The organism is Streptomyces sp. NPDC039424 (genome assembly GCF_055639495.1).
Window position 1 is genome coordinate 169,042 of record NZ_JBVKAI010000014.1, and the last position, 11,188, is coordinate 180,229.

General features: G+C 72.2%; 11 protein-coding genes. 8 read left to right on the forward strand and 3 right to left on the reverse strand.

What is annotated here, in order from left to right; genetic code table 11:
• Positions 1 to 10: 10 nt before the first annotated feature.
• Complete coding sequence (locus ACZ7L0_RS30315) at positions 11 to 1,714, forward strand: proline--tRNA ligase (RefSeq protein ID WP_471245700.1); 1,704 nt, start codon at positions 11 to 13, stop codon at positions 1,712 to 1,714.
• Positions 1,715 to 1,898: 184 nt separating this feature from the next.
• Here ACZ7L0_RS30315 and ACZ7L0_RS30320 read toward each other — a convergent pair whose 3' ends face one another.
• From ACZ7L0_RS30320 to ACZ7L0_RS30330, 3 genes are read right to left on the reverse strand one after another with little or no spacing between them, the layout of a single operon-like run.
• On the reverse strand, positions 1,899 to 2,798 hold the full coding sequence (locus ACZ7L0_RS30320) for an aminoglycoside phosphotransferase family protein (protein WP_471245701.1): 900 nt from the start codon (positions 2,796 to 2,798) through the stop codon (positions 1,899 to 1,901).
• A 30-nt stretch (positions 2,799 to 2,828) separates the two neighbouring features.
• Positions 2,829 to 3,326: a ferritin-like domain-containing protein gene (locus tag ACZ7L0_RS30325; protein WP_471245702.1), complete on the reverse strand. Its 498-nt coding sequence runs from the start codon at positions 3,324 to 3,326 to the stop codon at positions 2,829 to 2,831.
• On the reverse strand, positions 3,323 to 3,823 hold the full coding sequence (locus tag ACZ7L0_RS30330) for a hypothetical protein (protein ID WP_471245703.1): 501 nt from the start codon (positions 3,821 to 3,823) through the stop codon (positions 3,323 to 3,325). Before ACZ7L0_RS30330 ends, ACZ7L0_RS30325 begins: the two co-directional genes overlap by 4 nt.
• Before the next feature lie 225 nt (positions 3,824 to 4,048).
• Here ACZ7L0_RS30330 and rimP point away from each other — a divergent pair, with 225 nt between their 5' ends.
• From rimP to truB, 7 genes are all read left to right on the forward strand, one after another.
• Positions 4,049 to 4,552, forward strand: coding sequence for a ribosome maturation factor RimP (rimP, locus tag ACZ7L0_RS30335; RefSeq protein WP_471245704.1), 504 nt, complete (start codon positions 4,049 to 4,051; stop codon positions 4,550 to 4,552).
• Positions 4,553 to 4,554: 2 nt separating this feature from the next.
• Entirely contained in the window at positions 4,555 to 5,541 is a 987-nt protein-coding gene (gene nusA / locus ACZ7L0_RS30340; protein ID WP_471245705.1) for a transcription termination factor NusA, read from the forward strand.
• Between the two features lie 102 nt (positions 5,542 to 5,643).
• Entirely contained in the window at positions 5,644 to 5,940 is a 297-nt protein-coding gene (locus ACZ7L0_RS30345) for a YlxR family protein (RefSeq protein ID WP_471245706.1), read from the forward strand.
• Between the two features lie 147 nt (positions 5,941 to 6,087).
• Positions 6,088 to 9,165, forward strand: coding sequence for a translation initiation factor IF-2 (gene infB / locus ACZ7L0_RS30350; protein ID WP_471245707.1), 3,078 nt, complete (start codon positions 6,088 to 6,090; stop codon positions 9,163 to 9,165).
• A 155-nt stretch (positions 9,166 to 9,320) separates the two neighbouring features.
• Positions 9,321 to 9,614, forward strand: coding sequence for a DUF503 domain-containing protein (locus ACZ7L0_RS30355; RefSeq protein ID WP_416524684.1), 294 nt, complete (start codon positions 9,321 to 9,323; stop codon positions 9,612 to 9,614).
• A 41-nt stretch (positions 9,615 to 9,655) separates the two neighbouring features.
• Positions 9,656 to 10,108 (forward strand): 30S ribosome-binding factor RbfA, encoded by a 453-nt coding sequence (gene rbfA / locus ACZ7L0_RS30360; RefSeq protein ID WP_471245708.1) that lies wholly within the window; start codon positions 9,656 to 9,658, stop codon positions 10,106 to 10,108.
• Positions 10,105 to 11,010, forward strand: coding sequence for a tRNA pseudouridine(55) synthase TruB (gene truB, locus ACZ7L0_RS30365; RefSeq protein ID WP_471245709.1), 906 nt, complete (start codon positions 10,105 to 10,107; stop codon positions 11,008 to 11,010). The genes rbfA and truB overlap by 4 nt, the downstream gene beginning before the upstream one ends.
• The last annotated feature ends 178 nt before the right edge of the window (positions 11,011 to 11,188 follow it).

Sequence of the window (11,188 nt, forward strand, 5' to 3'; positions counted from 1 at the left end):
TACGAGAACCATGGCGAACGCACCGGTCCAGCGCATGTCCCAGCTGATGGCGAAAACGCTGCGCGACGACCCGGCCGACGCCGAGGTGCTCAGCCACAAGCTCCTGGTCCGCGCGGGCTACGTCCGCCGCACCGCCGCCGGCATCTGGACCTGGCTGCCGCTGGGCAAGAAGGTCCTCGCCAACGTGGAGCGGATCGTCCGCGAGGAGATGGACGCCATCGGCGCCCAGGAGGTGCTGCTCCCCGCCCTGCTGCCCCGCGAGCCCTACGAGGCGACGGGCCGCTGGGACGAGTACGGCGCCGAGCTGTTCCGCCTCCACGACCGCAGGGGCGGCGACTACCTCCTCGGCCCCACCCACGAGGAGATCTTCACCCTGCTGGTGAAGGACCAGGCGTCCTCCTACAAGGACCTGCCGGTGATCCTCTACCAGATCCAGACCAAGTTCCGCGACGAGGCCCGGCCCCGCGCGGGCATCCTGCGCGGTCGCGAGTTCCTGATGAAGGACTCCTACTCCTTCGACGTGGAGGACGAGGGCCTCGCGCACTCCTACGCCCTGCACCGCCAGGCCTACCAGCGGGTCTTCGAGCGCCTCGGCCTCGACTACCGCATCTGCGCCGCCACCGCCGGCGCCATGGGCGGCTCCAAGTCCGAGGAGTTCCTCGCCCCGGCCGGCGCCGGCGAGGACACCTTCGCGGACTGCCCGAACTGCGACTTCGCCGCCAACACCGAGGCGATCACCTACGAACTCCGCGAGCAGGACGCCACCGGTGTCCCCGCCGCCGAGGAGATCCCCACCCCGGACACCCCGACCATCGAGACCCTCGCCGCCTCCCTGGGCGTCCCGGCCTCCGCCACCCTGAAGAACCTGCTGGTGAAGGTCGGCGGGGAGATCGTCGCCGTCGGCGTGCCCGGCGACCGCGAGGTCGACCTGGGCAAGGTCGAGGCGCACTTCGCCCCGGCCACCGTCGAACTGGTCACCGCCGAGGACTTCACCGGCCGCCCCGACCTGGTCCGCGGCTACGTCGGCCCGCAGGGCCTGGGCGAGAAGGTCCGCTACATCGCCGACCCGCGCGTGGCCCCCGGCACCGCGTGGATCACGGGCGCCAACAAGGAGCACACGCACGCCAAGAACGTGGTCGCGGGCCGTGACTTCGAGGTCGACGCGTACGTGGACGTCGTGGTGGTGCAGGAGGGCGACCCCTGCCCGAAGTGCGGCACCGGCCTCAAGCTGGACCGGGCCATCGAGATCGGCCACATCTTCCAGCTCGGCCGCAAGTACACCGACGCCCTCAAGCTCGACGTCCTCGGCCAGAACGGCAAGCCGGTCCGCGTCACCATGGGCTCCTACGGCATCGGCGTCTCCCGCGCCGTCGCCGCCCTCGCCGAGCAGCACGCCGACGAGCACGGCCTGGTGTGGCCCAAGGAGGTCGCCCCGGCGGACGTGCACGTCGTCGCCGCTGGCAAGGCACTGCAGACCGAGCTGGCCCTGGAGGTCTCCGGGAAGCTGGCCGCCGCCGGCCTGCGCGTCCTGGTCGACGACCGGGCCGGCGTCTCCCCGGGCGTGAAGTTCACCGACGCCGAACTCATCGGCGTACCGCAGATCCTGGTCGCGGGCCGCCGCTCCGCCGAGGGCGTCCTGGAGCTGAAGGACCGCCGCAGCGGTGAGCGCGAGGAGCTGACGGTGGACGAGGCGATCGCCCGCCTCACCGCCTGACCGACCGGTCGAAGGAAGTACTCAGAGAGTTGTGCCGAGGCGTACGGGCGCCGCGCAGACTTCTCTCAGGCCGTTCCCCGACCGTAGTGCGTGACACAACGTCATCGCGACTACGGCGGGGGAACGGCCATGACAGCCGGGGAACGAGGTGCCGCGGCAGCGGCTCGGGAAAACCGGCCGCCGGTCAGAGCCAGCCCGCGAACTCCAGCAGCAGCTCCGCGTCCCGCTCCCGGCCCACCCGCCGGGCCCGGACCCCGGACTCCACCGCCCGGAAGAGAGTCCAGCCGCGCAACCGCTCCTGGTCCACGTCCAGCGACTCGGCGAGCCGCTTCACCCGCCGCCGGGTGGTGGCCGCCCCCGACGGCGTGGCGATCAGGTCCTCCACCCGGTCCCGGACCAGACGGGCCAGGTCGAAGGCGCACTCGCCGACCAGCGGGTCCGGACCCACCGCCAGCCACGGCATCCGCTCCCCGGCGAGCACCTTGCTCTGCCGGAAGGTGCCGTGCAGCAGCCGGTGCTCCGGCGGCGCGGCCAGCAGCTCCTCGCGGGCCGTGAGCGCCGCCTCGACCAGCGGGGCCGCCTCGGCGTCGGCCGTCGCGCTCGCCCGCATCGCCTCGGCCTGCCGGCCGGTCCGCCCGGCGACGGTCTCGAAAGCGTGATCCGCGGGGGGCTCCACCCACAGCCGGCGCAGCGTCCCCGCCGCCTCCAGCAGCGCCTTCGCCTCGGGCAGCGACCGCACGGACACGTCCGGGTGCAGCCGTTCGAGCAGCAGCACCCCCGTGGTCCCGTCGGTTTCCAGCAGCTGCACGGCGCCCAGGCCGTCCCAGCGCGCGAGCGCCGCCCGCTCCGCCTCCGGCCGCGCCCGGGGCGGGGCCAGCTTCAGCACCGCGGGGCTCCCGTCGGCCCGGCGCACCAGCACGACCAGGCTGCTGCGGCCACCGGGCACCTGCACCCGCTCGACGGTCAACTCGCGTAGCGCGACGGCCTGCCGCACGGTCTCCGGCAGCCGCGTCAGCCAGCCGTCACCGTCCGGTGCCGTCTCACCGAGCGCTCTGACGAGACGCTGCGGCGGTTCGAAAGCCATGCGCGAGCCGTTCCTTCCTGGGCTGTCGGGTCATGCCGTCGCTGTCGCCGAGGCCGCGGCCGGGCCCGGGGTCGCCGACGTACCGGCCCCGTCACCGGCCCGTTCGGCGAGACCAGGGAAGGCTACGCTCTCCCCGCGCCAGCGCACCGCCCGCACCGCCGCCTCCCGCAGCGCCCCGGCCGCCTCGCCGCGCCGCCCGCCCGTGCTCGCCCGCACCAGGTCGGAGTACACCCCGGCCACGCGTTCCTCCAGCTCGGCGGCGAGCCGGACCGCCGCCGCGGAGTCCGGCACCGGGAACGGCAGCGCGTACGCCGCGTCCGCGGCCACCGGGGCGCCGCCCAGGTCCCGCACCGCACGCACCAGCGCGTCCCGGCGCGCCCGATGAGCGTCGTACGCCGCCCGTGCGTCCGCGCGCCGCTCAGCACGGATCCGCCCGCCCACGACGCCGTACCCGTACACGGCCGCGTGCTCGGCGGCCAGCGCCGCCTGCAGGGCCTTGAGCTCGGCGCCCTTGGTCTCGTCGCTCACTTGCCGCCCTCCGTCAGCAGATACGCGTGCGCAGCTCCCGCGGCCGCCACCGAGGCCAGCAGCCGCGCCAGCTCGCCCTCCACCGTCAGCAGGGCCTTGGCCCTCCGGTCGGCGAGCGCCCGCTCGGCGGCGGCGAGGGCGGCGAGGGCGTCCTTCTCGGCCTCCGGGACGGCGGCGGAAGTCTCCGGGGAGCGCGACGCGGCCGGCGCACCGCCCCCGAACGCCTCGGCGTGCGCCGCGGCCTGTGCCCGCAGTGGCCGCAGCCGGCCCGCCAGCGCCGGATGGGCGGCGATCACGGCGTCGTACCGTTCGGCGAGCCCCCGGCTGTCCCGGGCGGCACGCGCGCGTGCCCGCGCGGTGACCGACGGACTGCCGCCGCTGCCCGCGGCATCGGGATCGGTGGAGCAGCCGGCCAGCAGGGCGGCCGAGGCCGCCGAGACGAACAGGCTCCTTCTGCGCACGCCCGAGGGAGTGCGCGGCGGTGAGGGGAACGGCACGGCAGACGTCCTCGGAGAACTCGTACGAACGAACCACGGACAAACGAACCACGGACAACCGGGTGGGCCGCGGGCCCGTGATCACCGTACCCGCGCCCCCGCCCGGCACCGGTCATCGGCACCGGCCGGACGCAGGTGGACGGCAACACCCCGCGCGACCCGATACCCTTTGATCAGACACGCGACCCATCCCACAACAGCACACGCGGCCGAGGAGTCACCCGGATGAGCACCACCCAGAGCGAGAGGCTGCGAGAGCTCCTGGAACCGCTCGTCGCTTCCCAGGGCCTGGATCTCGAGGAGATCGCCGTGGACTCCGTCGGACGCAAGCGGGTGCTGCGCGTCGTCGTCGACTCCGACACCGGGGCGGACCTGGACCAGATCGCCGATGTGAGCCGCGCGCTCTCGGCGAAGCTCGACGAGAGCGACGCGATGGGTGAGGGCGCGTACGACCTGGAGGTCGGAACCCCGGGCGCGGAGCGCCTCCTGACGGAACAGCGGCACTACATGCGCGCCGTCGGCCGGCTGGCGAAGTTCCAGCTGGCCGAGGGCGGCGAACTGGTCGCCCGGATCCTGACGGTCGACGACGAGGGCCTCGACCTCGAAGTGCCCGGAGTGAAGGGCCGCAAGCCCCAGGCCCGCAGACTCGGCTTCCCGGACATCGCCAAGGCGCGCGTGCAGGTCGAGTTCAACCGCAAGGACAAGGACGAGAAGGAAGAGGAGGCGTAGCCGTGGACATCGACATGAGTGCCCTGCGGGGCTTGGTTCGGGAGAAGGAGATCTCCTTCGACCTGCTGGTCGAGGCGATCGAGTCGGCCCTCCTCATCGCCTACCACCGCACCGAGGGAAGCCGCCGTCACGCGCGCGTGGAGCTCAACCGGGAGACCGGGCATGTGACCGTGTGGGCGAAGGAGGACCCCGAGGACCTCGAGGAGGGCCAGGAGCCCCGCGAGTTCGACGACACCCCGTCCGGCTTCGGCCGTATCGCCGCCACCACCGCCAAGCAGGTCATCCTGCAGCGGCTGCGCGACGCCGAGGACGACGCGACGCTCGGCGAGTACGCCGGCCGCGAGGGCGACATCGTCACCGGCGTGGTCCAGCAGGGCCGCGACCCGAAGAGCGTGCTGGTCGACATCGGCAAGCTGGAGGCCATCCTCCCGGTGCAGGAGCAGGTGCCGGGGGAGACCTACCCGCACGGCATGCGGCTGCGCAGCTACGTCGTCCGGGTGGCGAAGGGCGTCCGCGGACCGTCGGTCACCCTCTCGCGCACACATCCCAATCTGGTGAAGAAGCTCTTCGCGCTCGAGGTGCCGGAGATCGCCGACGGATCCGTGGAGATCGCCGCGATCGCACGTGAGGCCGGTCACCGTACGAAGATCGCCGTCCGCTCCACCCGTTCGGGTCTGAACGCCAAGGGCGCCTGCATCGGCCCCATGGGCGGCCGGGTGCGCAACGTGATGGGCGAGCTGAACGGTGAGAAGATCGACATCGTCGACTGGTCGGACGACCCGGCGGAGATGGTCGCGAACGCGCTGTCACCCGCCCGGGTGTCCAAGGTGGAGGTCGTGGACATGGCCGCCCGGTCCGCCCGGGTGACCGTGCCGGACTACCAGCTGTCGCTGGCGATCGGCAAGGAAGGGCAGAACGCCCGGCTCGCCGCCCGGCTCACCGGCTGGCGGATCGACATCCGGCCGGACACCGAGCAGCCCGGGGAATAGATCCAGACCGCAGCACGTTCAGATCACGTCAGATATACGCGCGGCAACTGTTCGATTCCTGCCCCAAAGGGGTGAGGTCGCCGCGGGGAGGTAGACTTAACTGTGTCTGGCCGGACGCACGCCCGAGTATGCCCTGAACGCACCTGTGTGGGGTGCCGGGAGCGGACGGCCAAGACGGATCTGCTGCGCATCGTGGCGGTCGAGGGCGCATGCGTCCCCGATCATCGCGGTACGCTGCCCGGCCGGGGTGCGTACGTACACCCCGCACTGGTCTGTCTCGACCAGGCGGTACGCCGCCGGGCGTTCACGCGGGCACTGCGCGCCCCGGGAGCGCTCGACACAAAGGCGTTGCGCCGATACGTCGAGCAGACGACAGTTGCTGAGCAGGCAACACCGTAAGACATGCCGTACGGAACCCGCCGTGCGGTCTGGTACCTCGCGAGTCGAAAGCAGGTCGAGATTGCGATGAGCACTCGATGAGTACGCGATGAGTACGCCCATGAACTAGCGACGGTCCGGACGCAACCCGGACCTCAAAGGAGCGAAGTGGCTAAGGTCCGGGTCTACGAACTCGCCAAGGAGTTCGGTGTCGAGAGCAAGGTCGTCATGGCCAAGCTCCAGGAACTCGGTGAATTCGTCCGTTCGGCGTCTTCGACCATCGAAGCGCCCGTAGTACGCAAGCTGACCGACGCCTTCCAGGGCGGTGGCAACGGCAAGCCCGCCCCGCGCAAGGCCGCCCCCAGGCCCGCCGCGCCCTCTCCGGCGCAGGCGGCCCGTCCGGCTGCCCCGAAGCCGGGCGCCCCCAAGCCGCCGTCGGCCCCGCAGCCGGCCGCCCCGCAGCCCACGGCCCAGCAGCCGTCGGCTCCGTCGGCGCCCGCCCCGGCGGCCTCCGGCCCGCGTCCGGTTCCGGGTCCCAAGCCCGCACCGCGTCCGGCCCCGACGACGCCCACCACCCCGGAGTTCACGGCCCCGCCGTCGGCTCCCGCGGCCCCGGCCGCCCAGGGTCAGGGCCCGCGCCCCGGCGCGCGTCCCGGTGCTCCCAAGCCCGGTGGCCGTCCGTCCGGTCCGGGCCAGGGTCAGCGTCCCGCCGGCCAGGGCGGTCAGCGTCCCGGCGGCCAGGCCCCGCGTCCGGGTGCCCGCCCGGCCGGTCCGCGTCCGGGTAACAACCCCTTCACGTCCGGTGGCTCCACCGGCATGGCCCGCCCGCAGGCTCCGCGCCCGCAGGGTGGTTCGCGTCCCGGCGGTCCCGGTGCCCCTGGCGGCGGTCCCCGTCCCCAGGCGCCCGGCGCCCAGGGCGGCGGTCCGCGTCCGCAGGCTCCGGGCGGTCCGCGCCCGACCCCGGGCTCGATGCCGCGTCCGCAGGGCGGTCCCCGTCCCGGCGGCGGCCCCGGCGGTCCGCGTCCGAACCCGGGCATGATGCCGCAGCGTCCCGCCGCGGGCCCGCGTCCCGGCGGCGGTGGCCCCGGTGGCCGTGGCCCCGGTGGCGGCGGTCGTCCCGGTGGCGGCGGCGGTCGTCCGGGCGGCGGCGGCTTCGCCGGTCGTCCGGGTGGCGGTGGCGGCGGCTTCGCCGGTCGTCCCGCCGGTCCCGGTGGTGGCGGTGGCGGCGGCTTCGCCGGTCGTCCCGGTGGCCCCGGTGGTGGCGGCGGTGGCCGTCCCGGCTTCGGTGGTCGTCCCGGTGGTCCCGGCGGCCGTGGTGGCACGCAGGGCGCCTTCGGTCGCCCGGGTGGTCCCGCGCGCCGTGGCCGCAAGTCGAAGCGGCAGAGGCGCCAGGAGTACGAGGCCATGCAGGCCCCGTCGGTCGGCGGCGTGATGCTGCCTCGCGGCAACGGCGAAGCCATTCGCCTGTCGCGCGGTGCGTCGCTCACCGACTTCGCGGAGAAGATCAACGCCAACCCGGCGTCGCTCGTCGCGGTCATGATGAACCTCGGCGAGATGGTCACGGCCACGCAGTCCGTCTCCGACGAGACGCTGCAGCTCCTCGCCGACGAGATGAACTACACGGTTCAGATCGTCAGCCCCGAGGAGGAGGACCGCGAGCTGCTCGAGTCCTTCGACATCGAGTTCGGCGAGGACGAGGGCGACGAGGAGGACCTGGTGGTCCGTCCGCCGGTCGTCACCGTCATGGGCCACGTCGACCACGGTAAGACCCGACTGCTCGACGCCATCCGCAAGACGAACGTCATCGCGGGCGAGGCCGGCGGCATCACCCAGCACATCGGTGCCTACCAGGTCTCGACCGAGGTCAACGACGAAGAGCGCAAGATCACCTTCATCGACACCCCGGGTCACGAGGCGTTCACCGCCATGCGTGCCCGTGGTGCCAAGTCGACCGACATCGCGATCCTCGTGGTGGCGGCCAACGACGGTGTGATGCCTCAGACGGTCGAGGCCCTGAACCACGCCAAGGCGGCCGACGTGCCGATCGTGGTCGCGGTCAACAAGATCGACGTCGAGGGCGCGGACCCGACCAAGGTGCGCGGTCAGCTGACCGAGTACGGCCTGGTGGCCGAGGAGTACGGCGGCGACACCATGTTCGTCGACATCTCCGCCAAGCAGGGTCTGCACATCGACTCGCTGCTGGAGGCCGTGGTCCTCACGGCCGACGCCTCGCTCGACCTGCGGGCCAACCCGAACCAGGACGCGCAGGGCATCTCGATCGAGTCCCGTCTCGACCGCGGCCGCGGTGCCGTGGCGACGGTCCTCGTCCAGCGAGGCACGCTGCGGGTCGGCGACACGATGGTGGTGGGCGACGCCTACGGCCGCGTGCGCGCCATGCTCGACGACAACGGCAACAACGTCGCCGAGGCCGGCCCGTCGACGCCGGTCCAGGTCCTGGGCCTGACCAACGTCCCGGGTGCGGGCGACAACTTCCTGGTGGTCGACGAGGACCGTACGGCCCGTCAGATCGCCGAGAAGCGCGCCGCCCGCGAGCGGAACGCCGCGTTCGCCAAGCGCACGCGTCGTGTGTCCCTCGAGGACCTGGACAAGGTGCTGAAGGCCGGCGAGGTCCAGCAGCTGAACCTGATCATCAAGGGTGACGCTTCTGGTTCCGTCGAGGCCCTCGAGTCCTCCCTGCTCCAGCTGGACGTCGGCGAAGAGGTCGACATCCGCGTCCTGCACCGCGGCGTCGGTGCGGTCACGGAGTCGGACATCGACCTGGCGATGGGCTCCGACGCCATCGTGATCGGCTTCAACGTCCGCGCGGCCGGCCGCGCGGCGCAGATGGCCGAGCGCGAGGGTGTGGACGTCCGGTACTACTCGGTCATCTACCAGGCGATCGAGGAGATCGAGGCGGCCCTCAAGGGCATGCTCAAGCCGGAGTACGAAGAGGTCGAGCTCGGTACGGCGGAGATCCGCGAGGTCTTCAAGTCGTCCAAGCTGGGCAACATCGCGGGTGTCCTCATCCGCTCCGGCGAGGTCAAGCGCAACACCAAGGCGCGCCTCGTCCGCGACGGCAAGGTCATCGCGGAGAACCTCAACATCGAGGGTCTGCGTCGCTTCAAGGACGACGTCACCGAGATCCGCGAAGGCTACGAGGGTGGTATCAACCTCGGAAACTTCAACGACATCAAGGTCGACGACGTCATCGCGACGTACGAGATGCGCGAGAAGCCGCGCGTGTAAGCGCTCGGGCTTCCGAGTCGGTCCGGTCCGGGGCCGGTCGACGGAGAGGAATTTCCGTCGATCGGCCCCGGCCGTTCGTTGTACGGTTCTGATGTCCCCGCCACACGGATGGCGGGGCCATCGATCCCGTACCGGCGGGTGAACCGGTTACACACATGTATGTGGGGACGCTGTCCTTCGACCTCCTCCTCGGCGACGTACGGTCGCTGAAGGAGAAGCGCTCCGTCGTCCGCCCGATCGTCGCCGAGCTCCAGCGGAAGTACGCGGTGAGCGCGGCCGAGGTGGAACACATGGACCTTCACCGCAGGGCCGGCATCGGCCTGGCGATGGTGTCCGCCGACGCGGGGCACCTCACCGACGTACTGGACCGGTGCGAACGGCTGGTCGCCGGCCGCCCCGAGGTGGAACTGCTGTCCGTCAGGCGGCGCTTCCACGGCGAAGACGACTGACGACCCAAGAACGAGATCAGGAAAGAACGGGAGACGGACCAGTGGCCGACAACGCGCGGGCGAAAAGGCTGGCGGACCTCATCCGAGAGGTGGTGGCCCAGAAGCTGCAGCGCGGGATCAAGGACCCGCGGCTCGGCTCACACGTCACCATCACGGACACCCGGGTCACCGGGGACCTGCGGGAGGCGACCGTCTTCTACACGGTGTACGGCGACGAGGAGGAGCGGAAGGCCGCCGCCGCGGGCCTGGAGAGCGCCAAGGGCATTCTGCGCTCCGAGGTCGGCCGCGCGGCCGGTGTGAAGTTCACGCCCACCCTCGCCTTCGTCGCGGACGCCCTCCCGGACACCGCCCGCAACATCGAGGACCTCCTCGACAAGGCGCGCCTGTCCGACGAGAAGGTACGCGAGGCGTCCGCGGGCGCCGCGTACGCGGGTGAGGCGGACCCGTACAAGAAGCCGGGTTCCGAGGACGAGACGGACGACACGGCCGAATGACCCAGAAGCGCACCACGCCCGACGGCCTTGTCATCGTCGACAAGCCGTCGGGCTTCACTTCGCACGACGTGGTCGCCAAGATGCGGGGGATCGCCAGGACCCGCCGCGTAGGCCACGCCGGCACCCTCGACCCGATGGCGACGGGCGTCCTCGTCCTCGGCGTCGAGAAGGCGACGAAACTCCTCGGGCACCTCGCCCTCACCGAGAAGGAGTACGTGGGCACCGTCCGGCTCGGTCAGACGACGCTCACCGACGACGCCGAGGGCGAGATCACGGCCTCGGCCGACGCCTCCAAGGTCACCCGGGACGCCATCGACGCGGGCATCGCCAAGCTGACCGGCGACATCATGCAGGTGCCGTCCAAGGTCAGCGCCATCAAGATCGACGGCGTACGGTCCTACAAGCGTGCCCGGGAGGGCGAGGACTTCGAGATCCCCGCCCGGCCCGTCACCGTCTCCTCCTTCGCCGTGTACGACGTCCGGGAAGCGGTCGCCGAGGACGGCACCCCGGTCCTCGACCTGGTGGTGTCGGTGGCGTGCTCCTCCGGCACCTACATCCGCGCCCTCGCCCGCGACCTGGGCGCCGGCCTCGGCGTCGGCGGGCACCTCACCGCCCTGCGCCGGACGCGTGTGGGACCGTACAAGCTGGACGCGGCCCGCACCCTCGACCAGCTCCAGGAGGAGCTGACCGTGATGCCGATCGCCGAGGCCGCCGCCGCCGCGTTCCCGCGCTGGGACGTCGACACCAGGCGCGCCCGGCTGCTCATCAACGGCGTGCGGCTGGAGATGCCCGACGAGTACGCGGGTACCGGTCCCGTCGCCGTCTTCGACCCCGAGGGACGCTTCCTCGCCCTGGTCGAGGAACACAAGGGCAAGGCGAAGAGCCTGGCCGTCTTCGGCTGACGCGGGGCCTGTCCGGCACCAGGGGGCGCAAAGCCGGGTTCCACCCGTGGAGCGGCGGCCACGGGTGCTGCCGCCGCTCCACGGTCCCCCCTCGGTTCCCCCACCCCTAGGGTGTGTCCAGCAGCCTCCGCCTATTCACCCGACCGTGCGGGCGCTCGGAGTGAACCGGGGGAGCGGA